The 25,392-nt window shown below is 57.4% G+C and carries 19 protein-coding genes and 5 pseudogenes; 15 read left to right on the top strand and 9 right to left on the bottom strand.

What is annotated here, in order from left to right; translation table 11 throughout:
* Positions 1-5: 5 nt before the first annotated feature.
* Positions 6-167: pseudogene (locus SOPEG_RS27795) on the top strand (transposase); the annotation flags it as partial.
* A gap of 27 nt (positions 168-194) precedes the next feature.
* Here SOPEG_RS27795 and SOPEG_RS16740 read toward each other — a convergent pair.
* On the bottom strand, positions 195-1,403 hold the full coding sequence (locus SOPEG_RS16740) for an IS256-like element ISSoEn2 family transposase (protein WP_025246208.1): 1,209 nt from the start codon (positions 1,401-1,403) through the stop codon (positions 195-197).
* A 69-nt stretch (positions 1,404-1,472) separates the two neighbouring features.
* Here SOPEG_RS16740 and SOPEG_RS16735 point away from each other — a divergent pair.
* Positions 1,473-2,015, top strand: a pseudogene (locus tag SOPEG_RS16735) (IS256 family transposase); the annotation flags it as partial.
* Between the two features lie 285 nt (positions 2,016-2,300).
* Here the strand turns inward: SOPEG_RS16735 and SOPEG_RS16730 are convergent.
* The 5 genes and pseudogenes from SOPEG_RS16730 to SOPEG_RS16710 form a co-directional block, all read right to left on the bottom strand.
* Positions 2,301-2,908 (bottom strand): annotated as a pseudogene (locus SOPEG_RS16730) (NAD(P)-dependent oxidoreductase); the annotation flags it as partial.
* A 22-nt stretch (positions 2,909-2,930) separates the two neighbouring features.
* The gene (locus tag SOPEG_RS16725; protein WP_025246206.1) at positions 2,931-3,380 is read right to left on the bottom strand and encodes a GNAT family N-acetyltransferase; all 450 of its coding nucleotides are present in this window, start codon (positions 3,378-3,380) and stop codon (positions 2,931-2,933) included.
* A 293-nt stretch (positions 3,381-3,673) separates the two neighbouring features.
* The gene (locus SOPEG_RS16720; protein WP_038468971.1) at positions 3,674-4,597 is read right to left on the bottom strand and encodes an IS5 family transposase; all 924 of its coding nucleotides are present in this window, start codon (positions 4,595-4,597) and stop codon (positions 3,674-3,676) included.
* A 64-nt stretch (positions 4,598-4,661) separates the two neighbouring features.
* A pseudogene (locus tag SOPEG_RS16715) lies at positions 4,662-5,324 on the bottom strand (oligosaccharide MFS transporter).
* 54 nt (positions 5,325-5,378) lie between these two features.
* Positions 5,379-8,140: pseudogene (locus SOPEG_RS16710) on the bottom strand (glycoside hydrolase family 2 TIM barrel-domain containing protein).
* 298 nt (positions 8,141-8,438) lie between these two features.
* On the opposite strand from SOPEG_RS16710, the gene SOPEG_RS16705 reads away from it, so the two are divergent.
* The gene (locus SOPEG_RS16705; RefSeq protein WP_025246205.1) at positions 8,439-9,518 is read left to right on the top strand and encodes a LacI family DNA-binding transcriptional regulator; all 1,080 of its coding nucleotides are present in this window, start codon (positions 8,439-8,441) and stop codon (positions 9,516-9,518) included.
* Positions 9,519-9,529: 11 nt separating this feature from the next.
* On the opposite strand, the gene SOPEG_RS16700 is transcribed toward SOPEG_RS16705, so the two are convergent.
* Together SOPEG_RS16700 and mqo are read right to left on the bottom strand one after the other, a co-directional pair.
* Positions 9,530-10,468, bottom strand: coding sequence for a zinc-dependent alcohol dehydrogenase family protein (locus tag SOPEG_RS16700; protein WP_051419841.1), 939 nt, complete (start codon positions 10,466-10,468; stop codon positions 9,530-9,532).
* Positions 10,469-10,472: 4 nt separating this feature from the next.
* Positions 10,473-12,092 carry a malate dehydrogenase (quinone) gene (gene mqo, locus SOPEG_RS16695; protein ID WP_025246204.1) on the bottom strand — a complete coding sequence of 540 codons (1,620 nt, stop codon included), beginning with the start codon at positions 12,090-12,092 and terminating at the stop codon, positions 10,473-10,475.
* 532 nt (positions 12,093-12,624) lie between these two features.
* Here mqo and SOPEG_RS16690 point away from each other — a divergent pair.
* Both SOPEG_RS16690 and SOPEG_RS16685 read left to right on the top strand, forming a co-directional pair.
* On the top strand, positions 12,625-13,116 hold the full coding sequence (locus SOPEG_RS16690; RefSeq protein WP_025246203.1) for a GNAT family N-acetyltransferase: 492 nt from the start codon (positions 12,625-12,627) through the stop codon (positions 13,114-13,116).
* Between the two features lie 87 nt (positions 13,117-13,203).
* Complete coding sequence (locus SOPEG_RS16685) at positions 13,204-14,367, top strand: MFS transporter (RefSeq protein WP_025246202.1); 1,164 nt, start codon at positions 13,204-13,206, stop codon at positions 14,365-14,367.
* Positions 14,368-14,631: 264 nt separating this feature from the next.
* Here the strand turns inward: SOPEG_RS16685 and xseA are convergent, their stop codons facing one another.
* Positions 14,632-16,008: an exodeoxyribonuclease VII large subunit gene (gene xseA, locus SOPEG_RS16680; protein WP_025246201.1), complete on the bottom strand. Its 1,377-nt coding sequence runs from the start codon at positions 16,006-16,008 to the stop codon at positions 14,632-14,634.
* Between the two features lie 168 nt (positions 16,009-16,176).
* On the opposite strand from xseA, the gene guaB reads away from it, so the two are divergent.
* The 10 genes from guaB to SOPEG_RS16645 all read left to right on the top strand — a co-directional run bounded on the left by guaB (position 16,177) and on the right by SOPEG_RS16645 (position 25,114).
* Entirely contained in the window at positions 16,177-17,640 is a 1,464-nt protein-coding gene (gene guaB / locus SOPEG_RS16675) for an IMP dehydrogenase (protein WP_038468968.1), read from the top strand.
* Between the two features lie 114 nt (positions 17,641-17,754).
* Positions 17,755-19,332 (top strand): glutamine-hydrolyzing GMP synthase, encoded by a 1,578-nt coding sequence (guaA, locus tag SOPEG_RS16670; protein WP_025246200.1) that lies wholly within the window; start codon positions 17,755-17,757, stop codon positions 19,330-19,332.
* A 334-nt stretch (positions 19,333-19,666) separates the two neighbouring features.
* Positions 19,667-20,416, top strand: coding sequence for a helix-turn-helix domain-containing protein (locus tag SOPEG_RS16665; protein ID WP_158382446.1), 750 nt, complete (start codon positions 19,667-19,669; stop codon positions 20,414-20,416).
* Positions 20,417-20,614: 198 nt separating this feature from the next.
* The gene (locus SOPEG_RS30650; RefSeq protein ID WP_051419839.1) at positions 20,615-21,076 is read left to right on the top strand and encodes an MFS transporter; all 462 of its coding nucleotides are present in this window, start codon (positions 20,615-20,617) and stop codon (positions 21,074-21,076) included.
* Positions 21,076-22,182 (top strand): MFS transporter, encoded by a 1,107-nt coding sequence (locus tag SOPEG_RS16660; protein WP_051419837.1) that lies wholly within the window; start codon positions 21,076-21,078, stop codon positions 22,180-22,182. The genes SOPEG_RS30650 and SOPEG_RS16660 overlap by 1 nt, the downstream gene beginning before the upstream one ends.
* A gap of 398 nt (positions 22,183-22,580) precedes the next feature.
* Positions 22,581-22,874 (top strand): glutathione S-transferase family protein, encoded by a 294-nt coding sequence (locus SOPEG_RS26550; RefSeq protein ID WP_051419835.1) that lies wholly within the window; start codon positions 22,581-22,583, stop codon positions 22,872-22,874.
* Positions 22,867-23,022, top strand: a complete 156-nt coding sequence (locus SOPEG_RS28375) for a hypothetical protein (RefSeq protein WP_158382442.1) — start codon at positions 22,867-22,869, stop codon at positions 23,020-23,022. Before SOPEG_RS26550 ends, SOPEG_RS28375 begins: the two co-directional genes overlap by 8 nt.
* Positions 23,023-23,391, top strand: a complete 369-nt coding sequence (locus SOPEG_RS27785; protein WP_051419833.1) for a glutathione S-transferase family protein — start codon at positions 23,023-23,025, stop codon at positions 23,389-23,391.
* Positions 23,388-24,332, top strand: coding sequence for a glutathione S-transferase family protein (locus SOPEG_RS16650; RefSeq protein WP_025246198.1), 945 nt, complete (start codon positions 23,388-23,390; stop codon positions 24,330-24,332). The genes SOPEG_RS27785 and SOPEG_RS16650 overlap by 4 nt, the downstream gene beginning before the upstream one ends.
* Positions 24,333-24,625: 293 nt before the next feature.
* Positions 24,626-25,114, top strand: a complete 489-nt coding sequence (locus SOPEG_RS16645) for a cupin domain-containing protein (RefSeq protein ID WP_236851531.1) — start codon at positions 24,626-24,628, stop codon at positions 25,112-25,114.
* Positions 25,115-25,392 lie beyond the last annotated feature (278 nt).

Here is a 25,392-nt window from a genome sequence, read left to right as displayed (position 1 = left end):
TCTGCAACAGCCGCATCATCAACAAATCTGTGTTCCTGGCGCTGGGCATCAACATCGAAGGCCAGAAAGAGTTGCTAGGTATGTGGCTGGCCGAAAACGAAGGCGCAAAGTTCTGGCTGAACGTGCTGACAGAGCTGAAAAACCGCGGCCTGAACGATATGACCCTGTACACGATTCTGTGTAAATGCCTTTTCTCAGAAGTGACCGTCCAGGCGGTCACCGAACTCGATAATACAGCGGCTCATTGCCATGCGCCAGTCCCTCAAAGGCATTGTCCATTTCTGTGAGGCCGCCTGTATCGCCAGCCACACCACCTTTTTCACTGCGTCGTCGGTCGGGAACACCTTGTGCTTTTTGATGGCATGCCGGATCATGCTGTTTAACGACTCGATGGCGTTGGTCGTGTAGATCACCTTGCGGATGTCCGTTGGGTAGGCAAAGAACGTGGCCAGATTGGCCCAGTTTGCCTGCCAGCTTCGACTTATTTGCGGGTAGCGGATGTCCCAGGCACTGGAGAACGCTTCCAGCGCCTGCAAGCCGGCTTCTTCCGTAGGGGCCTGATAGATAGCTTTCAGGTCGCGGGTGACGGCCTTGTAGTCCTTCCAGGAGACGAACCGCAAGCTGTTGCGCACCATATGTACGATACACAGCTGGAGCCGCGCCTCCGGATACACCGCGTTAATAGCGTCAGGGAAACCTTTCAGCCCGTCTACGCAGGCGATAAGGATATCGTTCAGGCCGCGGTTTTTCAGCTCTGTCAGCACGTTCAGCCAGAACTTTGCGCCTTCATTTTCGGCCAGCCACATACCTAGCAACTCTTTCTGGCCTTCGATGTTGATGCCCAGCGCCAGGAACACAGATTTGTTGATGATGCGGCTGTCCTGCCGGACTTTTAGAACGATACAGTCAAGATAAACAATGGGATAGACTGCATCCAGAGGCCGGTTTTGCCATTCGACAACCTGCTCCATGACCGCATCGGTGACTTTTGAGACCAGCGCCGGCGAGACATCGGCGTCATACAGCTCTTTGAACGCGGCGGCGATCTCGCGGGTGGTCATCCCTTTGGCGTACAACGATAAAATCTGGTTATCCATCCCGGTAATCCGGGTCTGGTTCTTCTTCACCAGTTGCGGTTCAAAGGAACCGTCACGATCGCGCGGAGTACGCAGCGCCAGCGGGCCATCGCCAGTGGTAACGGTTTTTGTGGAATAGCCGTTGCGGGCGTTGGTCCCCGGTTTAGGCTGATTTTTATCGTAGCCGAGGTGATGGGTCATTTCGGCATTGAGAGCTGCTTCGACGCTAATTTTTTTCAGCAGCCGATCGAAGTGACTGAGATCTTCAGGGGTTTTGAGATTTTTGGCCAGTTCGTTAGCCAGAGCCTGCAACTGTTTTTCGTCCATAAATTAACCTGTTTTTGATGTTGGATTGAACATATCAAAATCAGGCAAATACACAACTTTCTAAACAGGCTCAACGATATCCTTATCGCCTGCGTAGACGGGCTGAAAGGTTTCCCTGACGCTATTAACGCGGTGTATCCGGAGGCGCGGCTCCAGCTGTGTATCGTGCATATGGTGCGCAACAGCCTGCGGTTCGTCTCCTGGAAGGACTACAAGGCCGTCACCCGCGACCTGAAAGCTATCTATCAGGCCCCTACGGAAGAAGTCGGCTTGCAGGCGCTGGAAGCGTTCTCCAGTGCCTGGGACATCCGCTACCCGCAAATAAGTCGAAGCTGGCAGGCAAACTGGGCCAATCTGGCCACGTTCTTTGCTTACCCAACGGACATCCGCAAGGTGATCTACACGACCAACGCCATCGAGTCGTTAAACAGCGTGATCCGGCATGCCATCAAAAAGCGCAAGGTGTTCCCGACCGACGACGCAGTGAAAAAGGTGGTGTGGCTGGCGATACAGGCGGCCTCACAGAAATGGACAATGCCTTTGAGGGACTGGCGCATGGCAATGAGCCGCTGTATTATCGAGTTCGGTGACCGCCTGGACGGTCACTTCTGAGAAAAGGCATTTACACAGAATCGTGTACAGGGTCCCGTAGGGCGAAGCCGGACGGGGAATTGTTTTATTGCATGTGGATTAATCATAATGTAGTTAATAAATAGTGATAATTATTATTTATTCATAGAATAGTCAGCAAGCACCTGACTTATGGTCGGTGCTTGCGTCGGCTCTAGCGCGTTCAAGGATGCAGGTAACGATAGACAACCGAAATATCGCTATCGCCATATCCAGCTTGCCCTTGACATAGGGTGTCGCCAGCGGACCGCCTTCCAGGACGCCTCAGAGATCGTCGGGAGTGAACCCCAACGCCGCCGCCAGCTGCGCGCTTTCCGCCAGGCCTTCCATCATGGCAATGAGCCAGGCGTTGACCACCAGTTTCATTCGGCTGCCGGCCCCGGCCAGCGGGCGCATTTGGCGATGGCGGCAAACACCGGTTCCACGGCCGCCTCCGCCTGGCGGTCGCCGCTCGCCAAAACCAACACCTGGGCATTTTCCGCCGGCGCTTTAGTGCCTGAGACCGGCGCAGCAATAAACACAATGTCTTCGCGCGCCTGACCGACCGCCGCGATGAGCGCCTCCGTGGCTTCTACGCCCAGGGTCCCCATCTGAGCCAGCACCGCCTTCGGCTTCATGGCCGCCAGCGCCCCCTCTGAGCCCAACAGCACGGTACGCGTCGTGGGACCGTCCGGCAGCATGGTCAGCACCACATCGGCCTCGCGCGCCGCGTCAGCCGGACTTGCGCAGAGGATTGCGCCTAAGTCTGCCAAATCTGCTCCCCGCGACTGAGTACGGTTCCATACGCGCGTCGCCAGGCCTCGTTTGAGTAAATTGGCGGCAAAAGCGTGATCCATGGCGCCCAATCCGAGCACCGCGACGGTAGGTTGCTTCATCATCTTGACCCCGCTCCTTTCTCTAACGCTGATATTTTATGAAATTGGTTTTACGGGCGATCTTATCGTAAAGACGCATGGCCTGAAGATTGTCGCTTTGCGTCATCCAGTATACGTCAGCCAGCGCCTCCCGATCGGCATAGCGGTAAACCTCTTCAATGAGGCGTCGGCCAATGCCTTGACCGCGCACATGATCGTCCACGTACAGATCCTGCAAATAGAGCATCGCCGGCTGATACCAGCCGTGATCGTGCAAGATGCAGTTGGCGATGCCCACCAAATGACCGCCGCGTTCGGCGACGAAGCCACACATGCTAGGGTAGGCGTTATCCGTCAGGCGCGCAAAAGTGTGTTCGTAGAACGCATCGTCGCGAATAGTGGAATAAAAACTAAGATAGCGACGCCACAGGAATTTCCAGTCATCCTTATCGCCAGGGGCGAGGGCGCGGAGGGTCACAGCGCGGTTATCCATAGTGGGAGCCTCCCGATTATAAAGCCAAAGCCATGACGTTATCGGCAAAACCTTCGCCCTGTCAATGGTGAACCCTTGATACGGTTTAGCCCCTGTGGAGGGTAAAATCACGGCATCGGCGCTGGCCGCCGCGTAAGGGCACAAGGACGCGGAGTGAGGACCATCGGGCGGCAGGAGCAGGGGGAAAGCGCCCGCTGGTTCCCGTTTGCCACTGCATTGCCGGTAACGGCTTGCGGGCGCTTTGTTGAATAAATCCGAAATTTGTGACGACTTCCTTCCTATCAGGGCGATTGTTACATGATGCGGACGCTGCTTGGCATTCCTAACAGTGTGATCCGATTAAGTGCTTTAACCATTGCCATTGCCTCACCTACCTGCGCGTCATAGTCATGCAGACTCAGATGACCACCCAGAAGTGTTTTAAACCGGAACATGGCCGTTTCAGCCAGTGAACGCCGGTGATAACCTACTTTCTTTTTCCAGGTATCGTTATTGCCGCTCAGATGCTGATTTGCCACCGCATGGTTACGCTCATGGTATCGAGCTGGCCAATATTGCGCACCACTTCGCGGTGGAATAAGCGGCTTTATTTTTTTCCTCAGCAGAGCATTATGACAGTAACGCGTATCGTAAGCACTGTCAGCCGACGCTTCCCTGATTTTCCGGTGGGTTTGGTTAATCAGCCCGGGCAGCGCCTGCGCATCTGTCGTACCGCTTAGCGATAAATCGGCACAGATAATTTCATGTGTCACGCTATCTACTGCCAGATGAAGCTTGCGCCATACTCTGCGCCTCTCAGCCCCATGCTGCCTGACTTTCCATTCGCCTTCGCTGAAGACTTTCAGGCCGGTGCCATCGATGACCAGGTGTGAGATTTCGCCGCGGGTTGGCGTTTTTATGCTGATGTCGACGGTTTTTGCTCGCCGGCTGACCAGAGAGTAATCTGGGCAGCGCAGCGACAGCTCCATCAGTTTAAAAATCGAGTCAACGAAACCCTGTAACGCCCGGAGCGAAAGGTTAAACACGCGCTTTATCATCAGAACCGTGGTAATGGCCATATCGGTGTAGTGAAGCGGCCGGCCACGATGTTCAGGTGGTGTACTCTCAGTCCATGCAGCAATGGCTGACTCATCAAGCCATACTGTCAGGTCCCCCCTCTGCCTGAGCGCATTGTTATATGCGGGCCAGTTGGTAATTTTAAACTTTTGCTTTGCCATGGGGACCTGATGTTGAAACGAATGTAGTGATCAGAGCCGCCAGTCACCTAAAAGTTCGATTTATTCAACAAAGCCCCATTTTCAGCGAAAAAGCGCGTCGGTTGGCGCCCAATTGATCCAGCACCTGCGCATTCATATTGCCTTCAGGACGCGATAAAAACAGCAATAGTGCCAATATCACCGCAAAACCGGAGGCAATCCAGAAAGTGATATTGGGATCAATACTGAACAATATTCCGGTCAACGAGGCGCAAATGGCCCAACCCACGTAGCCGGATAGGCGCACCCGGCCATATTCAAAATGATTAGCACGGCTGACGCGCTCGATAAACGCTTCCACCGCGCCGGAACCGCTGGAGAACACGAAGCCAAGATACAATCCCCCCGCCAGCGCGCCGGCGTAAATATTGAATTGCAGCAAGGGCGATAGCACAAAGATGCAAAATGGCGCGAACAAAATCAGCCCGATGGTAATGCTCCACAGCAGATGTTTACGCAACCCCAATTTATCGGAGATCAGGCCAAATAACGATTGAAACACGATAGCGAAAAACGAGATTGAGGAGAACACCATACCGGTCTCGGTTTTGCTGAGGTGATTGACGTCCGCCAGCTAGGTGGGAAAAAACGGGAAATAGGCGGACATAATGAAATAATAGAAAAAGAAGAACAGCATAAAGTAGATAAAATTATGCTTCTCCCGGGTCGTCAGCATCGCAGTCTTCATCATCGTCACCACACGTTTGGTCGGTATCGAGGGGATTAAAGGGGTCGAGCCCCCTCAGTTCAACTGCCAGCGCAAGGTGTAGCGGTAGCGTTCGGCAGTCAGCAAATAGGCCTGGTGCACGCTTGGACTCCATGAATCATCGCCGCCGACGCCCATATGCGCGGTATCCAAATTGAGCCAGAGGCCGGTTTCGGGACGCAGTTGGTGCCAATGACCTGTCTCGGTCAACTGTTTGGTACCAAAGGGACTGACCGAAAAATGAAAGTCGCCGGTGACGCGCAGCGGGCCGACGTCGAGTTCGCGGGTATGGCAGCGCATGTCGTTTTCGCTGGGGAAAATGTAAGGGGTACTCATCTCGGCCAGGGAGCGCCGCCAACGGGAGAAACGGGCGGCGGTGCGGCGGTCGGGATAGTTTTCGTGCGGGCCGTCACCCAGCCAACCGATGTCCGGCGCTGCACTGTTAATACGGCAGGTGACGCCGACTCTGGGCATTGGCGGCAGTTGCGACGAACGCACTACCTCGATATCAGTCACCATGGCGCCGTCAGCGCTAAAGCTTAATTGCCAGCGGCTAACAAGTAGTAGCGCCTGCCGATGGAAATAGCCCATTTCGCTGTGTACCACCACTCGGTCACTCAGTTGCTCGGCCGTCACGCTAAAGCAGCGCTGCTCAAGGTTGAACAGACCGGCGGCGCGCCAGCGCTCCACCCAGGCGTTGGGGTCGATTCTGTCCACCTCGCCGATGCCAATATCGTTGTCCAGCGGCGCGCGGATGAATTGGTCCGTCAGCGGCGTGAGCAACAGGGCGTTTCCCCTCCAGCTCCACCCACCATGCCAGAGTTTCATTATCGCTGGTGCGGAACAGGTATTCGCTCTCGACGGCAATTTGCAGCGTGGCGGCGTCCAACAGAGCGAACTGAAAGAATTGCTGCTGCTTTTTCACCTCATACAGAGCGGGATGCGTTCGGGAAACACCAAGCCATTCAAACAAAACTGCCGATCGTTAGGCGTATCGCCGAAATCGCCGCCGCAGGCCCAATGGGTATTGCCCTGCTCATCCTGCCGTTCCAGCGCCTGATCGGCCCAGTCCCAGATGAACCCGCCCTGAAGGCGAGGATATTGGCGGAACGCCCGCCAATAGTCGGCAAAGCCGCCGAGGCTGTTGCCCATGGCGTGGGCATATTCGCACAGGATCAGCGGACGTTGCTCACCGGGCATCCCGATCCATTTCTTAATCGCCCATTTCGGCACCGCCGGTATCGGCAAATCCTCCTCCACCCGTGCGTACATCGGGCAGAGAATATCGGTGGCGGCGGTGCCGGCGCCGCCGCCTTCATATTGTACCGGCCGCGACGGATCCTGCGTCTTGACCCAACGATACAATGCATCGTGGGTAGCGCCGTGACCCGATTCATTACCCAACGACCAGATAATGATGCTGGCGTAGTGGCGGTTACACTGCACCATCCGGCTGACCCGCTCGCTAAAAGCGGGGAGCCATAGCGGATCGTCCGCCAGCCGGCCCATGGGCTCCATGCCGTGCGTCTCAATGTTGGCTTCGTCCACCACATACAGGCCATAGCGATCGCACAAACGATACCAAAGGGGGGTGTTCGGATAATGCGAGCAACGCACGGCATTAAAATTATTCTGCTTCATTAATAAGATGTCTTGCACCATGGTCTGCTCATCCATGGTCTGGCCGTTGGCCGGGTGGTGTTCATGGCGGTTGACGCCGCGTATCAGCAGCGGTTTGCCGTTCAGCTGCAGCAGCCCGTTGCGCACGATAACCTGACGGAACCCTATGTCATAGGCTTCCGCCTCCACCAGATGGTCTTCACCGTCACGGAGCGCCACGACCACGCGGTACAGGGCGGGATCTTCCGCGCTCCACAGCCGCGGCGCCGCGACCGGCACCTGCAGCCATGCCCGCTCGGCATAGCCGCCGCGCTCATCCACCGGCGCTGTGCCCAACGGCTGGCTCTGCTCGGCGACAAGGTGATCCTGCCACCACAGCGCGACCTGTACTTGATAGGACGCCAGCACCTCAGGCCTTGCACTGATAGACGTGCCCACCTTTAGCGTGCAGTGGCTGAACAGGGCATCCAGCTCGGTATCGAGGCGAATATCGCTAAACGTGGCGTCGGGTTTGTGCAATAAGGTCACCGAGCGGAAAATACCGCTCATACGCCACATATCCTGATCTTCTAAATAACTACCGTCGCTCCAGAGCAATACCAGCACGCACAACCGATTGGCGCCGGGGCGCAGGGCATCGGTCAGATCGAATTCGGCCGGCAGGCGGCTGTCCTGGGAGTAGCCCAGCCATTGGCCATTGCACTAGAGATAAAAGGCCGAACTGACGCCGTGAAAAATAATGCGCGTGCGGCCGCAAGCCTGCCACTCGGCCGGCAAATATACGCTGCGCGCATAACATCCGGTGGGATTGCGCGCCGGTACACGCGGCGGATCGACCGGGAAGGGGTATTTAACGTTGGTATAGATAGGGCAATCGTAGCCGGCCCACTGCCAGTTACCGGGGACCTGGATGACGCGGGCGTCGGCGTCAACCAGCTTTCCGGCACCGCTTCCGGGCGCGGGAAGTAGCTGAATTGCCATTCGCCGTCCAACGACAGGTGGCTGGGGGAATCATCGCCAACGCGCGCGGCGTCCTTATCCCGATAACTCATGAACGGCGCGTGCGACGGCAGTTTGCCGTAATGAGTGACCGCCGGGTTTTCCCAGTCCCGCCGCGCCAGGACATCTATTAGGGCGGCAGAGGCCGCCGGTTGCGGTTGATGAACAACGTGGGTCATGACTCGCCTTACTCTCGACAAGGGGGACGTGGTTGCACAAAAATGAGCAATATTATGCGCTCACATAATGTGATCAGTTAACGGCTTTTCAGTCGCTTTTCGCAAGCCTGTGTCGGAGTAATAGTGATCATTTTCAAAGTTAAACTGATAATTTTGGCTTAATTGGCGACCTATATCACAAAGTGAGGTGGTGTGAGCGTATGACTTTTTACTGACGCTTAGCGTTCTTCGCGCATTGATTTATGATGTTAAGATAATAATGATAAGCTCTGAGTGGGTCAGCGACAGGAACAATAACGTGAAGCACAAAAATCCTACCCTTGACGATGTCGCCCGCCAGGCCGGCGTTTCGTATCAAACGGTTTCCCGGGTGTTAAATGGATCGGCGCACGTGGCTGAAGCGACGCGCGCACGGGTAGAGGACGCCATCAAAACGTTAAACTATGTGCCTAACCGGATGGCCCAGCAGTTGGCCGGTAAGCGGGGCTGCACCCTTGGACTCATCACCGCCTCGCTCGGCTTCCATGCGCCATCGCAAATTGCTTTCGCTATAAAGGGCGTCGCCGGCCAGTGCGGATACAATGTCCTTATCGCCATGACCGACCAGCAGCACGCAACCGGGCTACAGGACGCCCTCAATGAGTTGAAGGCGCAGCGGGTGGAGGGTGTGATTATCAATTTACCGCTGGAAGCGGAAAGCGCCGCGCAGATCGTCGCCGCTAATCCCGAACTTCTGTGCCTGTTCCTGGATGTCCCGCCGGATGCCGGCGTATTCCACGTGATGTTTAATCCCGGCGACGGTACGCGCGCAAGCGTCGACCATCTCTATCGGCTGGGTCACCGTGACTTCGCGCTGCTGGCGGGCCCGCAAGAATCGGTTTCCGCGCGCCAGCGGCTGGTCAGCTGGCAACAGGCGCTGGAGCATTACGGTCTGCAACCGGTTGCAACCGCTCAGGGAGACTGGAGCGCCGCGAGCGGCTACCGGTGTATGGTGACGATGCGCGAGGCGCAGGTGGCGTTTACCGCCGTGCTGGTCGCCAACGATCAGATGGCCCTCGGCGCGGTTAGCGCGCTGCAACAGCAACAGCTGGCGGTGCCGGAACACGTCTCGGTGATAGGCTATGACGATACGGAAGATAGCGCTTATTTCCTGCCGGCGTTGACCACCGTTTCACAGGATTTCAACCGGCTAGGGCAGGAGGCGGTGAACCGGCTGCTGGCGCGTTTGGCGCAGGGTGGTGCCGCGCGCGGGCAATCGATGATGCTGCCCACGCATCTGGTGGTCCGCCATTCCATCGCCGCACCGCCGGACGGTAAGCCGAGTCTGGGCCTGCTGGCCGACGAGTTGCAGCGGATAGCGGCATTATTGAGGCGCTGAGGCGGATGCCATCACCCCGTGCGCCGGCCGATACTACGCCAGACACAGGAGAGGCTTGACGGCGCGGCCGGACCGGTAGAATAGCGACAGCGCCTTAGCGGAAAGGGCGCCAGCGGCGATAACTGCGCGCGACGCAGTAAAGGCCAAAGCGCGGTGAAGGTGTTCTGCCAATCGCTGACGGACATCCCGGCCAGGGCATCGCGCAAATGGAACCGTTGCGGCACGGCGCCGCCGGGCGTGACGGGGACAGGTTGCCCCGAGAGCAGACCGTAGCTTACCAGCGTCGCGGCAGGGGGGAGACCCGCCAGCAGTGCGCCGCCCAGCGGTCCCCCTACGGCGTCGAAAACCAGGCTGCTGTGCGCCGCCAGCCGGAGGATCTCGTCCTGGCGGTCCATCGTCAGCGGCTGTATACCGAGCCGGCGCAGACGCGGCGCGTGCTCTGGCGCGCGGTGTAGGCCTATGACCCGCCCCGCCCCGCCCGCCAGCGCCCATTGTTCCAACAGACGTGCACAGTCCGATCCTGCCGCGGTCAATATTATCTGCCGATCCTGCACCGGCCAGCGGCGCAACATCAGCTGCGCCGCCAGCGGATTGATATAACCCCGCAGCGCGATATCTTCCGGCACCGGCACCAGCCATTGTCCGTTGCAGTTCAACCGCTGCTGCCAGGTGCCGTCACCCCGCAGCGGCAGTACCCGTTGGCCAAGGCGAAAGGGCGAGGTGCTTGATGTTGCGACCACCTGGCCGAGCCCCTCATAGCCCGCGACCCGCGGCGGCTGGACCCGGTGCGCATAGGCGCCGGTAATGGGGATCACATCGGAGGGGTTGATGGGCGCGGCAATCATCATGACCTGCACCTGGTCGGCGCCGGGCGTTGAGAGAGGCGCGGTCTCAAGTGACAGGGCCGCTTCGGGATGGCCGAAGCGGCGATACCACAGCGCGCGATTCATCGGCTTAAATCGCTTTCTGTAGCCCTTCCCATTTACCGTCCGCCCGCTCGCTGGGCAGCGGCTTGGCTTCGATAAAGGTCAGTCCCAACACCTCGGAGGTATAGCGGCGGATCTCGTTGGTCAGCGCGAGGTTGCCGTTGATTGTCTGGCCGTAGGAGGGCACCATCTCTTTGAGTTTGCTCTGCCAGGCGTCGCTGGCTACCTGTTCTTTAAACATGGACGCCAACAGCTCCAGCATGATGGGCGCGGCGGTGGAAGCGCCGGGCGAGGCGCCAAGCAACGCCGCCAGCGAGCCGTCGGCCGAACTGACTACTTCGGTGCCGAACTGCAAAATACCGCCTTTGCCGGCGTCTTTTTTAATGACCTGCACCCGCTGGCCGGCCTCAATCAGCGACCAATCCGCCATATTGGCCTGCGGATAATATTCGCGCAGGGCGTTGAGGCGATCTTTATCTGACATCAACAGCTGGCTGATGAGATAACTCATCAGCACGAAGTTATCCAGACCGACGCGCAGCATGGGCAACAGATTTTGTCGCGTAAGCGAATGAAACAGATCCAGCCAGGAGCCCCGTTTGAGGAATTTGCTGCTAAAAGTGGCAAAGGGGCCGAACAGCAGCGCTTGCTTGCCGTCCAGGATACGGGTATCGATATGCGGCACCGACATCGGCGGCGCGCCGACCGAGGCTTTACCGTACACTTTGGCGTGATGATAGCCAACGACCGCAGGGTTGGTCGCCACCAGAAATTGCCCGCCCACCGGGAAGCCGGCATAGCCGTTCACCTCGGGAATGCCGGATTTTTGCAACAGCGTCAACGATGCGCCGCCGCCGCCGATAAAAACATGGCGCGCGCGCACCGTGGACTGCCGACCGCCGTTGCCGCCGTCGGCGACGCGCACGTTCCAGGTGTTGTCGGCGTTGCGCTTGATATCCACCACGTCATGCTGCAAATGCAAATGGAACTGAGGGTGAAGCTGCAGCGCCGCGAGCAGTTGCTGAGTCATTTCCCCGAAGTTCACGTCGGTGCCCATGTCCATGCGGGTGGCGGCCACTTTTTGGAAGGTATCGCGCCCGTCCATGACCAGCGGCGCCCACGCGCGGATCTGCTGGGGATCTTCGGAGTAGGCCATGCCGCGAAACAGCGTACTGGTTTGTAGCGCATCGAAGCGCTGGCGCAAAAAGCGGATATTATCCCCGCCCCAGACGAAGCTCATGTGCGGCACATCGTTGATAAAGGTATGCGGATTGGTGAGGATATGCTGTTTAACCAGATAGGCCCAGAACTGGCGCGAGATTTCAAAAGATTCGTTTACCGCGACCGCTTTAGCGATATCCACCGTACCCGTTGGGGTGAGGGTCGTGTAGTTCAGCTCGCAAAAAGCGGCATGGCCAGTGCCGGCATTGTTCCAACCGTTGGAGCTTTCTTCCGCCGTTTTTTCCAGGCGTTCATACATATGAATCGTCCAGCCCGGTTCAAGCGCTTTCAGATATGTTCCCAGCGTGGCGCTCATGACTCCGCCGCCAATCAGTACGATGTCTACCGGGGGGTTATCCGCAACCTGCTGCTGTTTGGCTGATGCAGAGAGAGTCATACCAAGGGCTGCGATAAAATGCTCTTTCATGCGCAGTATCTCTTTTAAAAAAAATGAAGCCGACGCCCGGGCCATTTTCGTTCGGATTGGCGTCCAGGGAGGTCTGCTAATACTCTTCGATTCTATTAGTCACCACCGGTTAAGTAAACTACAAAATAATTGCAACCGATACTAACGGTAACGAATGCTAATGATTGATAATGTATTGAAATTAATGAAAATTAATCATATGATAAATTGATGGTTAACATATGATTAACTAAAATTTACCATCTTTATTTTAAAGCTATAACAAGGATTTTAAGTGTGATCCACTGCATAAAAATAAAGTAACGGTTTTAAATACTATAAAAATACATTTTTTAGCATCTCATAATGTTAGGTCTGGGCGAACCGCCCGCGATAAAGTTGTTTTCATTGCCCGGCCGCTGATATGATTTTTATTACTACAGGGGTAATCAGGTTGCCCCGCCGCGCTTTCGCCCCACGGCGCCGCTGCTGAGGGGGCGTGCAACGTCAATTGACGGGCCTGGGGATGCCAGGGGATGCCAGGGGATGACAGATGATTGAAATCAGATCGTATCGGGAGCGGGACAGGCAGGCGGTGACGGCCATCATTCTGCCTATCCAGCAACAAGAATTCGACATCGCTATCAATGTCGCCGACCAACCCGATCTGCAGGATATCCGGGGATTTTACCAATCCGGCAACGGCGGGTTTTGGGTGGCCTGCCACCAGGGAGAAGTGGTGGGCACCGTGGGTCTGAAAGATATCGGCGGCGGCCAGGCCGCGCTACGTAAAATGTTCGTTAAATCCGGCTACCGCGGTGCGCCTTTGTTGGTGGCGGCAGGGCTGCTGGACCAGGCGCGCGCCCATGCCTGCACGCATCGCATTAGCGATATCTACCTTGGCACCACCAACCAGTTTATTTCCACCCAGCATTTTTACCGCAAGCAGGGGTTTAGCGCCGTTACCCGCGATGACCTGCCCGCCGCATTTCCCTTGATGGCGGTCGATTCCCTCTTTTTCCATTTATCGCTATCGCCGCAATAACGCCCGGCGCGCATGCGGCTCCGCCCACGTTGCGGCGCCAAGCGCGAAGATGTTTCCCTGTCTTACCCTTGATGAAGGATTGCTCCGATGCAAAACGGTAGTATAGCGCCCGATGATAATGATTATTGGCGGCGAAATTTAGTCGTCTGTGTGCTTGGTTCCTTTACCACTATCGTCGCGATGACGTTGCTATTACCGTTTCTGTCTCTTTACGTTGAGCAACTCGGTGTCACCGGCCATGCGGCTATCAGCGAGTGGTCGGGGGTGGCCTATGGCGCGGCCTTTTTCACCGCCGCGCTGACCGCGCCGCTTTGGGGACGATTAGGGGATCGCTACGGCCGCAAGCTGATGCTCATCCGGGCCAGTCTCGGTATGGCGGTGGCGATGACGCTGCTCGGCATGGCGCAAAGCGTATGGCAATTGGTGGCGCTGCGCCTGCTGGCCGGTTTGTTGGGCGGATACGCCTCCGGATCCACTATCCTGGTCGCCACCCAAACCCCCAAGGCCCGCACGGGATGGGCGCTGGGCATGCTCTCCTCCGGCATTATGGAGGGAAATCTGGTCGGTCCGCTGATTGGCGGTACGCTGCCGCCGCTCATCGGCATCCGCGGTACCTTTATGTTAGCGGGCGGGGCGATCTTCATCGCCTTATTGGCCACGGTGGTGGTGCTGAAAGAAGTCCCCGGCACCGCCTCGCGCCCGGCTGCCGCCGTGACTTCCCCTGCCATCAGCCCCTGGCGCAACCTGCCGGTGATGGCAATGCTGATTACCGGTACATTGCTGATGCTGGCGAATATGTCCATCGAGCCGATTATCACGCTGTATGTCGCGCAGCTGGTGAGCGGCCAGCAGGTGACGTTTGTCGCCGGTCTGGTAATGGCGGCCGCGGCGCTGGGTAGTATTCTATCGGCCTCCAGGCTCGGACGGTTGGCGGACAGGGTGGGCCATTGGCGAGTGATCATAGGTTGTTTGCTGGTGGCGGCGGTGTTGCTTATCCCGCAGGCGTTCGTTACCGCCGGTTGGCAATTGGTGGCGCTGCGCTTTTGCATGGGGCTGGCGTTGGGCGGGCTGCTACCCTGTATCGCCAGCGTCATTCGCCATAGTGTACCGGAGGCGAAGGTCGGCGGCCATTTGGGTATGCGCCCGGTCTTCCTCGGTACCTGCCTGCTGCTGGCTATCGGCGCGGGCTTCAACCAGCTGTGTCGCAACGCCCCCGCCCGTTCGGCGGGGGACGTTCAGGGTCGGCCGTGACGAGCGGACCAATAATGAAAAATGCGTCATGGTGCCAAGGCGGCACGCCCGCGTGGGGGAAGGAGGCTTGTGGGGAGCGCACCGCGGCCTAGGCTTTATGGGCCGGGCGCGCGATGTTGCGGTGGATCCCGCGGTCGTGTGCTGAGAAATATGCGTGGCGTAAAAGTGCGTGCGGTCATGCAGCGCGTACGGCGCTGCGGTAACCTTCGGTCATGAACTGAGCATCGTGGCGGGTGGGGGAAGGCGCCAGGGCGCGCCGTTACATCAGTCCTTTGAGCGCCGCTGGCGTTTCGCCGGCTGCCGGGTAATCTGGGTAACCTGGCTCTCCACCCAACCATCGCTCAAGCGAGTCGTCAGACGATCGCCGGCGCTTAGTTGACGGGTTTGTTTCACCACCGCGCCGTGGCTATCGGTCGTGACGCTGAACCCGCGCGCCAGGGTTTTCAGCGGGCTAACGCCTTCCAGCCGGGAGCAGAGCACCACAAAGGCATTATTTTGCCGGCTAACGCGGCGGCTTATGCTCTGGCTCAGTTGGTAACGCAGCGCCTGCAATTGCTGCTGGGCACGGTTGATGCGCGCCGTGGGCGCCTGCTGCTGCAAGCGTTGCCGCAAATGTTCGTGACGGCGCAGCGCCTGGCGCAGTTGCCCCTGGTGGCCGTCGTCCAGGCGGCGGCGCAGGGCCATCAGCGCGGTTTGCTGGCGGGCGAGTCGTAATTGAGGATGCTGCTGGTGCAGGCGATGCTGAAGACGGCCGTAGTGTTGTTGGCGCTGCGCGAGGAAATAATCCATCACCATTTCCAGCCGCTGCCGTTGAGACTGTAATTGACGCAACAGTTCCAACTGGTTGCGGCTTACTAGCTCGGCCGCCGCTGACGGCGTTGGCGCGCGCAAATCGGCGACAAAATCGGCGATGGTCACGTCGGTCTCATGGCCGACCGCGCTGACCACCGGCAAGTGGCTGGCGAAAATCGCCCGCGCCACCCGTTCATCGTTAAAGCTGCCGAGATCCTCCAGCGAACCGCCCCCGCGACCTACGATCAGCACATCGCACTCAGCGCGCCGATTGGCAGTTTCGATGGCGCGCATGATCTGCGGCGGCGCTTCCTGCCCCTGCACCGCAGTGGGGTAAACCACCACCGGCAGCGACGGATCGCGGCGTTTCAACACCTGCAAAATATCGTGCAGCGCCGCGCCGTTGGCGGAGGTAATCACCCCTACGCGGCGGGTCGGGCTGGGCAACGGCTGCTTATACTGCTGGCTGAACAGCCCTTCGTCGCTTAATTGCTGTTTAAGCTGCTCGAACTGCTGTTGCAGTAACCCGTCGCCGGCCGGCTGCATACTCTCGGCAATAAGCTGATAGTCGCCGCGCGGCTCATACAGCGTGAGCGTTGCGCGCACCAATACCTGTTGACCGTTGCGTGGCGAAAACGTGGTGCGGCGATTGGTGTTGCGAAACATGGCGCAGCGCACCTGGGCGCGGTTGTCCTTGAGCGTGAAGTACCAATGACCCGACGCAGGCTGGGAAAAATTGGATATCTCTCCCGTCAGCCACACCTGACCCATTTCGCCTTCCAACAGCTCGCGTACCGTTTTATTGAGACGGCTAACGGTAAAAATCAGGGAAGTGGGCGGGGTAGACATGTGAGCGGGATCAAACTCCATTGCAAAGTCTTAATCGATTGATATTACTCATTGCGAAACGGTAAGCAAGGATTTTTTGAAAATAGTGCTGGAGGCAACCGATTACGTTCTGTATAATGCCATGGCAATATTTTATCTGTTTCACATCCACCTTGGTGAGATATTGCTATGTTACGTATTGCTAAAGAAGCTCTGACATTCGACGACGTTCTGCTACTTCCCGCTCACTCCACGGTACTGCCCAACACGGCCGATCTCGGCACCCGATTGACTCAGAAAATACGCCTGAATATACCCATGCTGTCCGCGGCAATGGATACGGTAACCGAATCCAGCCTGGCTATCGCGCTGGCGCAAGAAGGCGGTATCGGCTTTATCCACAAAAACATGCCTATCGAACGCCAGGCGGAGGAAGTGGGTCGCGTGAAACGCCATGAGAGCGGTGTCGTAACCCATCCCCAATGCGTTACGCCCAGTACTACGCTTTCCGAGGTAAAAGAACTTACCGCGCGCAACGGTTTCGCCGGCTATCCGGTGGTAACGGAAGATAATGAACTGGTCGGGATCATTACGGGTCGCGACGTTCGCTTCGTCACCGATCTTAGCCAGCCGGTTTCCGCCGTGATGACGCCGAAAGAACGCCTGGTGACGGTTAAAGAAGGCGATGCTCGCGAAGTGGTGCTGGCCAAAATGCACGAAAAGCGCGTCGAAAAAGCGCTGGTGGTGGATGAGCAATTTCATCTGCTCGGCATGATAACGGTAAAAGATTTCCAAAAGGCCGAACGCAAACCCAATGCCTGTAAAGATGAACACGGCCGCTTGCGCGTCGGCGCGGCGGTAGGCGCCGGAGCCGGTAACGAAGAGCGCATCGACGCCCTGGTGAGCGCCGGCGTTGACGTCCTGCTTATCGATTCTTCCCATGGTCATTCCGAAGGCGTGCTGCAGCGTATCCGCGACACGCGCGCCAAATACCCCGACCTGCAAATTATCGGCGGCAACGTTGCTACCGGCGCCGGCGCGCTCGCGCTGGTCGAGGCGGGTGTCAGCGCGGTGAAAGTGGGCATCGGCCCCGGCTCCATTTGTACCACCCGCATCGTCACCGGCGTGGGTGTGCCGCAGATCACGGCTATTTCTGATGCAGTCGAAGCCCTGGAAGGTACCGGGATCCCGGTTATCGCCGACGGCGGCATCCGTTTTTCCGGCGATATCGCCAAAGCCATCGCCGCCGGCGCCGCCGGCGTTATGGTGGGATCGCTGTTGGCGGGCACCGAAGAATCCCCCGGCGAAATCGAACTGTTCCAAGGCCGCTCTTTCAAATCTTACCGCGGCATGGGGTCGCTGGGCGCGATGTCCAAGGGGTCGTCGGACCGGTATTTCCAGACCGACAACGCCGCCGATAAACTGGTGCCGGAAGGCATCGAAGGCCGCGTGGCGTATAAAGGACGCCTGAAGGAAATCGTCCATCAACAAATGGGCGGCCTGCGTTCCTGTATGGGGCTGACCGGTTGTGCTACTATCGACGACCTTCGTACCAAAGCGGAATTTGTCCGTATCAGCGGTGCCGGCATTCAGGAAAGCCACGTTCATGACGTCGCCATCACCAAAGAATCCCCGAACTACCGCATGGGTTAACGAATTTCTCCGGCGCGAGCCGTGCCAGCTCGGCGGCCCGACGCTATTCTGCTCGGTACTTTCCCGGCCGGGCAGTGACCCTTTTTTGCTATACGCTCTCGGAATACGCCATCAATGACAGAAAATATCCATAAACACCGCATTCTGATTCTGGACTTCGGTTCGCAATATACCCAACTGGTGGCCCGCCGGGTACGTGAGCTTGGCGTCTATTGCGAACTTTGGGCATGGGATGTAACCGAAGCGCAAATACGCGAATTCCATCCCAGCGGTATTATCCTTTCCGGCGGCCCGAAAAGCACCACCGAGCAAGACAGCCCGCGCGCGCCGGACTATGTGTTTCAAGCGGGCGTGCCGGTGCTGGGCGTTTGCTACGGCATGCAAACCATGGCGATGCAGCTCGGCGGTAAAGTGCAGGGCTCTTCCCAGCGCGAATTTGGTTATGCCCAGGTAGAAGTGTTGACCGACAGTTTGCTGGTGCGCGACATCCAGGACGACATCGGCACCGGCGGCGCGCCGCTGCTGGATGTTTGGATGAGCCATGGTGACAAGGTTACCGCCATTCCGGCGGATTTTGTCACCGTCGCCAGCACCGAAACCTGCCCGTTCGCCATTATGGCCAATGAAGAAAAACGCTTTTACGGCGTGCAATTCCACCCCGAAGTCACCCATACTCGCCAGGGACAGCGCATGCTGGAGCGCTTCGTGCTCGATATTTGCCAATGCGACCAGCTGTGGACGCCGGCCAAAATTATCGAAGATGCGGTGACGCGCATTCGCGAGCAGGTCGGCGACGATCGGGTTATCCTCGGCTTATCCGGCGGCGTGGACTCCTCGGTGACCGCGATGCTGTTGCATCGGGCCATCGGCGATCGATTGACCTGCGTGTTCGTCGATAACGGCCTGCTGCGCCTCAATGAAGCCAGTCAGGTGATGGACATGTTCGGCGATCACTACGGCCTGAACATTATCCATGTGCCGGCGGAAGACCGCTTCCTCTCCGCGCTGGCCGGCATCGACGATCCAGAAACTAAACGCAAAACTATCGGCCGAGTGTTTGTTGAGGTGTTTGACGAACAGGCGCTGAGCCTCACCGATGTAAAATGGCTGGCGCAGGGCACCATTTACCCCGATGTTATCGAATCCGCCGCCTCCGCCTCCGGTAAGGCGCACGTCATCAAGTCGCACCATAATGTCGGCGGCCTGCCGAAAGAGATGAAAATGGGCTTGGTGGAACCGTTGAAAGAGCTGTTCAAGGATGAAGTGCGCAAGATAGGCTTGGAACTCGGCCTGCCTTACGATATGCTTTATCGCCATCCGTTTCCCGGCCCGGGTTTGGGCGTGCGGGTGCTGGGCGAGGTGAAGAAAGAGTATTGCGATCTGCTGCGCCGTGCCGACGCGATCTTTATCGAAGAGCTGCATAAGGCGGATCTGTACAACAAAGTCAGCCAGGCCTTCACGGTCTTTTTGCCCGTGCGCTCCGTCGGCGTGATGGGCGACAGCCGCAAGTACGACTGGGTGGTGTCGCTGCGCGCGGTGGAAACCATCGACTTTATGACCGCCCATTGGGCGCATCTGCCGTACGAATTCCTGGGGCGCGTTTCCAACCGCATCATCAATGAGATCGACGGCATATCTCGGGTAGTGTATGACATTTCAGGCAAACCGCCGGTGACGATAGAGTGGGAGTGAGCCGAGATTGTTCAGAAACTACCGTTAACTTGCAAAGTAGTTTAGCGATAGACGCCTGGCACCCTGTCGTTCGCTTTCTAAGTTGCGGGTAGCGGCCAGTTTGGGAAAGCGCATTCTAATGCGCCTTTCCCAATGCGGGGGATGCGCGTGAGGTCTATGTGCTCTCCAACAGATAATAGCATATCGGCTACGCGGTACTTGTTACAAGATAGAAAAAACTCCTTTGCTCCATTATAGTTATATCACCTTTTTTCCCGACTATACGATTGGGTAGAATATGCTGTGGAGCTTTAACAGTGAAATAGCGGAGCCGTCCGCTTGGCATGACCATGGCATGTTCCAGCTTGTCCTGTGCCGCGGCGATAACGGGCGGATGCTGACGCAAGGGCAGGAAGTGACTTTTGCCCCGGCGCGAACCCTCCTTATTCCACCCGGTACACTTCATCGGTTTGTGGTTGGGCCTGGTGAAATCGGCCGATTAAAAATTGTATGCTTTCCACCTAAAGACCTCCCCCAATTTCTTTCACCGCTGCACATCACCATGTTAGACGGGCTCGTACGTTCCGGTGTGAGCATTGCCGATCACGATGGGCAAGAACGTTGGCTGCATCATTTGGGCGACGCTATCCTCGACGGTTTTGGTAACGACGATGTTTGGGGACAACGCATGCAATGGGGCATCGTTGGCTTGCTGCTCACCCTGCACGCCAAAGAACAACATGTCACCACCGGACATCCGTATCTTCGCCATAAAACCAAGATCATGGCAATCCTGTCCTGGATCGAAAGTAACCTCACCGAAGAGATCACTCTCGAACAGGTCTCAAATCGCTTCGGCATCTCAAGAAGTTTATTGACCCGTGAATTTCGCGGGCATACGGGGAAAAGCCTGGTGGACTATTGCAACGCCCGTCGCGTGCAAAAAGCGGCCATCGCGCTGGCTACCACGGAGCACCCCGTCATTAGAGTGGCGCTGGAAAGCGGATTTTCCAATCTCAGCCACTTTCATCGTCAGTTCAAAAGCCAGTTTGGCATAACGCCGGCGGCTTTCCGCCGCAAGATAGAAGAGGAAGGGAGTCTTTAGGCTCGGCATTTGCGCGCTCGCAACGGACCTGTCGGAGAGGGTTAGCCTGCGCCATGTGGCCATTCAGCGAGCGCTTTTTGCGCCTGCCGAGCGAGAAATATAGCGGATCGTACATGTAAAGCCGCCGGTTCTGCACGATGTCAGTCATGTTGCGGGATTAAGGTTACCCCATTATCCAAGATAAGGGGGGAGTGAATCATGTCCCAAGCCGAAAGCACGCGATCGGGCGCGCGGTCTGAATCGTCGCGCTGGCTGTCCGGGCGCAAGTTAGCGATGCTGCTGTGCTGTGCCGGCGCTCCCTTCATGACGATGCTAGACACTAACATCGTCGCGGTGTCTCTGCCGGCAATTGCCCGGGATTTACACAGTGAATTCACGGATGAGGAATGGGTGATAATCGCCTATTTGTTGCCTTTTGCTGGACTGCTGATGCCCGCCGGCGCCTTGGCCGACAGGCTTGGTCGGCGTCGGGTGCTCTACCTGGGTTTGGTGCTGTTTGCGATGGCCTCGCTACTGTGTGGTCTGGCACCCAACCTTCTGGTATTGAACCTGGCCCGGGCGCTACAGGCGGTAGGGGGCGCAATGCAATTGACCGCCTCCTTAGCCGTCATTGCCCACGGTTTTGCACCGCAGTATCGTACGCTATCTGGGCCACCGTGATGGGGGTCGCGCCGGTCTTGGGGGCAATCCTGGGCGGGCTTATCACCACCCATCTCGGTTGGCGATGGGGTTTTTATATCAACGTGCCGATCGGCTTCGCACTAATGGCGGTGGGTTTTGGCTCGGTAAGCGAATCGCGCGATCCGCAGGCGGCGCGCCTGGACGTGGTGGGGATCCTGTTCTTCGGTGCGGGTCTGTCAACCTTGGTATGGCCGCTTATCGAAGCTAATCGGGTCGGTTGGGGGAGCCCCCAGACCCTGATCAAGTTGGCGATCGGCGTGGCGCTTTTGGTGATTTTTGTGTTCGCCGAGCGGCGGCATCCCCGTCCTATGATCGATTTGACCTTATTTAAAGCGCCTGCTGTCATCGGCGCCGCGGCGGCCATGCTGGGCTATGCCGCTGCCTGCCAGCTTATGATGACGATTTTACCTGTATATTTGCAGGATGCGTTCGATCAGTCCGCGGCACAGGCCGGTGTGGCCATGATCTCCTTCGCATTGCCGCTGTTGGTGGGGCCGTCCCTCGGTGCGGCGTTGGCCGCGCGGCTCTCGGGCCGCGCGCTGCTCACAATTGGACTGGCGATGGTCGCCGTTGGCGATGCCGTTCTCGCCGTGGCGGTCTGCGCCGAGGCCAGATATTGGGCAATGATGGTCGGCATGGCGATCGTGGGGCTGGCGACGGGGGTACTCAATAGCGAAACGACGAAAGCCCAGGTGAGCGCTGTACCGCCAGACCGCGCGGGTATGGCATCGGGTATCGCCGGGACAACGCGTTTTATTGGCCTGACGGTGGGCCTGACCGGCATCGGCGCTATCTTGACCGCCGCCGCGGAGAACGGTTTGCGGCGGTTGGGCACGCAGGTCGTTTCTGCCGATAGTGCCGATTGGCATGCGGTCAATCTCCGTATCGTCGGCGGGGACGCCGCTGGCGCATTGTCCGATCTGCCCCTGGCGATACGGATGGTGCTTGGGCACGCGGTGCGCGCAAGCGTAGCATCAGGCTTCACCGCGGCTTTCACCGCCGCCGCCGTGACGGCGATGGTGACAAGTATTCTAGCGTGGTACCTGCTTCGCGGGACGAGGCCTAGCGCGCCGCCGCCGCGGTAGAAGGTGTTGCCGGCTGCAAAGGCCGAGAGGATGGCCGCGAATTAGGGATAACCGGCTGCGCTCGCGGATGCCGGCCAAAAACCTATGTCACTGTCATCGCCGACGGCGAGGCCCATCGGCTGTACGCTCAACAGGGTTTTCATCCAACGCGCCCACTTCTCTCGGCATATTCCAACGGACTGACACCACGGCCGCGACATCACCCAAAAGAGCCGATTGTACACTTAACGCAATCAATCCTGTAAGACGCTTCGTTCTCCTTTGGTTACGATGCCAGACGTCGTGTGATATCGAGGGTGGAGAGTGCATAAGGGGCGAGGCACAGAGCAAGGCTCCCTTATAATCCGCCTTCCTCTACCCGTTTCCCATTAAGCAGAACTCACGAGGAAAGCCCCATCATGAATGCGATCACGTTATTCGAGCATCCGAGCTCTCCTTATGCCCAAAAAGTACGCCTTTTATTACGTGAAAAAAATATTCCTTTCACGTCAACCCTTGTGGAGGGCATGGGCTCGGGCGCTGATGACCCGGAACTCAGGCGCCTCAACCCGCGGCGGGAAATCCCGGTTATTAAGGTAGACGGGGAGAATATCTTCGATTCGACAATAATCCTCGAGTATCTGGAGGAGAAATTTCCAACGCCCACTCTGATGCCCGCCGAACCGTTAGCGCGCGCGGACGCGTATGATTGAGGATATTTGCGATGCACAATGGGAAGCGATTAATTGGGGACTTGGCGAACTGTATTATTTCCATCGCGGCGATAAGGCGCTACGGGCGACATTACGGGCAGCGGGTGAACACGATGCCTCCATTATGTATCGCTGGCTTGAGCGGTAATTGGGACGTGCCGAATGGCTATCCGGCGATGGCTTTGGCTGGGCGGATCTTTGCGCCATTCCTTTTGCGGCGACCACCGCAAGGTTCGGCGTGTCACCCCAAGCAGGGTCGGCGATAGCGGACTGGCTAGCGCGCGCCCAGTTGAGGCCTTCCGTGAAGATGACCTTGGCGGAAGCGCACGCTTACCATCGCGAGATGCCGGAAGCGGTAGCCGCATTGGCCGTCGGCGCATTTAAGCGTGAGTATCGCGATCATCGTCTTGAATGGATGTTGCGTACCGGCGGTTGGGCGGTGGTTTTGGACGGCTTGCAAAAAAACACTATCCGCTTCACGGATCTTATAGCGTTTGCGCCGGAGATGAAGGAATGAACGAAACTAAAATCATTCTGCATCATTACGCGATATCGCCTTATTCCGCTAAAGTCCGGGTCATCCTCGGCCTGAAGCAAATTCGATGGTATGCCTGCAATCAGCCAGGCCTTATGCCTAAAGACGATTTGATCACGCTGACCGGCGGTTATCGTCGTATACCTATACTTCAGATTGGCGCCGATCTCTTCTTTGACAGCAATCTCATTATCCACGAAGTAGAACGACGCTTTCCCACACCAACCGTATTTGGCGGCAGCGGGCCAGGAGTGGGTCTCGGCTTCGCACCCTGGCCTGACGCTATCTTGATGCTGATTGCCCATTTGCTTTACGGCGGCGATCGGGATTCTACGCCGGAATACCGCGCAGACCGTTCCGCGCTACTTAGTATGGACTTCGATGTTGACGCGATGGCGCGCGCGTGGCCGGCGAACGCGGAAAAGTTGCGGCTGCACCTAGTGTTGTTGGCGGCTCAGCTCGCAGACGGGCGCCCATTCTTAACCGGCAATGCGCCGGATATCATCGATGCCGCTTTCTATGGATTGATTGAGTACATGTATTGCGGCAAGGGTAAAACCGCCGCGCTAATGAATGCTTTTCCGATTATCAAGACGTGGGCAACGCGTATGCGCCTAATCGGCCAAGGAGAGCGTAGAGAAATTTCCGCTGCAAAAACCCTTGCTATCGCCAAAGCGGCAACGCCCCGTTACGCCGTGGAAACATCATCTCACTTGCTGCCTCATGAGCCCGCACCGGGCGATAGGGTCAGCGTGAAATATTACGATAATAACACGCCCGTATTATATGGCACGCTAATGCACATTTCCCCTTATCGCGTTGCTATTCTCAGGGATGATGCAACCCTCGGGCCGATAATGCTGCACATGCCGAGAACCCTAGGACAGATCGCGCGAGCGGATGTTGGCGCCGTGATGTCATAGGTATCGTCATTATGTAGATCTTACCGCAGGCCGCGGTGGCGAAGGGGACATCGACCGCTTAACCTCATCGATTGTGCGCTAAAGAACGCCAGCTGTTGCCCAGGCCGAGTGACAATAGGGCGACAATGCAGCGTTAATGATGGGGTGCGGTATGAGAATGCACTTGCAGCCTTCAATGATCTCGTCCGCATTTCATGTCCCCTCTCTTTGAGGCCCCGTAGGCGGTGTTGCCACTCAGAAGGAGGGGCGGGCAGGCCCCCACACCTGTCTTCCCCTGTAGTGATGGAGATGGTATGGTTTTTGACCACCCACCGGCCGAAATAGACAAAGGATCTCGTATGCGACTCGTCAATCGTACTTTATCTATTTGTATATGCTCTACTTTTCTCATCTTCCCTTTTTTAATCCAGGCACATGAAAGCAATAAGGATGGGGGTATTAACGTCGAAAAACTGCTTGAGACGGAAAAGTCTTGGGATGGGGTTGCATACCAGGCATACCCTAAAGGCACACCGCAACTTTCCGTTCTCAAAATTACCGTGGCGCTCAATACCAGTCTCCCCTGGCATGAACACCCAATCCCCAATGCAACCTATGTGCTAAAAGGGGCTTTGACCGTTGAAAAAAAAGCGAATGGCGAAAAACGCACGCTTAAGGCCGGAGAAGTGGTGTCAGAGATGGTCGACAGCGCGCATCGCGGTTACACCGGCAAAGAAGGCGTCACCCTCGTGGTGTTCTATGCGGGGCAGAACGGGCTACCTTTATCGAAACCGGCCGGATAACTGCGCCGCAATAGGAGTGTTTTCCCTTCGGGCATGTTCCGTTAGCGCTCTTTCCATTACAGCGCGTAATTGAAACGGTACGGCTTCACCGCATGCGGTAACATATTAAGCGTCGTGTCGCCGCTGGCTTAACAGGTTAACCGTTTCACCCGCGCCGGGTCTTGGGCATTAACCGCCGTAGCCTCTGGGCAAAATGTGAAGACTCTCGTTATGACCCGGTATTTCACCACCGTTAAGTGGTTTACTTGACGCCCACCGGCGCGGGCCCGTAGCGCAGC

Source organism: Candidatus Sodalis pierantonius str. SOPE (genome assembly GCF_000517405.1).
In the GTDB taxonomy this organism is placed as follows: domain Bacteria; phylum Pseudomonadota; class Gammaproteobacteria; order Enterobacterales; family Enterobacteriaceae; genus Sodalis_C; species Sodalis_C pierantonii.
This window is presented reverse-complemented; position numbering and strand designations above follow the sequence as displayed.

Excerpts from the sequence above, each read along its gene's own strand:
- SOPEG_RS16700 (WP_051419841.1), bottom strand. The coding sequence starts at position 10,468 with ATGAATCGCGCGCTGTGGTATCGCCGCTTCGGCCATCCCGAAGCGGCC.
- SOPEG_RS16720 (WP_038468971.1), bottom strand. The coding sequence starts at position 4,597 with ATGGCAAAGCAAAAGTTTAAAATTACCAACTGGCCCGCATATAACAAT.
- SOPEG_RS30650 (WP_051419839.1), top strand. The coding sequence starts at position 20,615 with ATGTCCCAAGCCGAAAGCACGCGATCGGGCGCGCGGTCTGAATCGTCG.
- mqo (WP_025246204.1), bottom strand. The coding sequence starts at position 12,092 with ATGAAAGAGCATTTTATCGCAGCCCTTGGTATGACTCTCTCTGCATCA.
- SOPEG_RS16740 (WP_025246208.1), bottom strand. The coding sequence starts at position 1,403 with ATGGACGAAAAACAGTTGCAGGCTCTGGCTAACGAACTGGCCAAAAAT.
- guaA (WP_025246200.1), top strand. The coding sequence starts at position 17,755 with ATGACAGAAAATATCCATAAACACCGCATTCTGATTCTGGACTTCGGT.
- SOPEG_RS16650 (WP_025246198.1), top strand. The coding sequence starts at position 23,388 with ATGAACGAAACTAAAATCATTCTGCATCATTACGCGATATCGCCTTAT.
- xseA (WP_025246201.1), bottom strand. The coding sequence starts at position 16,008 with ATGTCTACCCCGCCCACTTCCCTGATTTTTACCGTTAGCCGTCTCAAT.
- guaB (WP_038468968.1), top strand. The coding sequence starts at position 16,177 with ATGTTACGTATTGCTAAAGAAGCTCTGACATTCGACGACGTTCTGCTA.
- SOPEG_RS28375 (WP_158382442.1), top strand. The coding sequence starts at position 22,867 with ATGATTGAGGATATTTGCGATGCACAATGGGAAGCGATTAATTGGGGA.
- SOPEG_RS16660 (WP_051419837.1), top strand. The coding sequence starts at position 21,076 with ATGGGGGTCGCGCCGGTCTTGGGGGCAATCCTGGGCGGGCTTATCACC.
- SOPEG_RS16665 (WP_158382446.1), top strand. The coding sequence starts at position 19,667 with ATGTTCCAGCTTGTCCTGTGCCGCGGCGATAACGGGCGGATGCTGACG.
- SOPEG_RS16685 (WP_025246202.1), top strand. The coding sequence starts at position 13,204 with ATGCAAAACGGTAGTATAGCGCCCGATGATAATGATTATTGGCGGCGA.
- SOPEG_RS16645 (WP_236851531.1), top strand. The coding sequence starts at position 24,626 with ATGGTTTTTGACCACCCACCGGCCGAAATAGACAAAGGATCTCGTATG.
- SOPEG_RS26550 (WP_051419835.1), top strand. The coding sequence starts at position 22,581 with ATGAATGCGATCACGTTATTCGAGCATCCGAGCTCTCCTTATGCCCAA.
- SOPEG_RS16725 (WP_025246206.1), bottom strand. The coding sequence starts at position 3,380 with ATGGATAACCGCGCTGTGACCCTCCGCGCCCTCGCCCCTGGCGATAAG.
- SOPEG_RS16690 (WP_025246203.1), top strand. The coding sequence starts at position 12,625 with ATGATTGAAATCAGATCGTATCGGGAGCGGGACAGGCAGGCGGTGACG.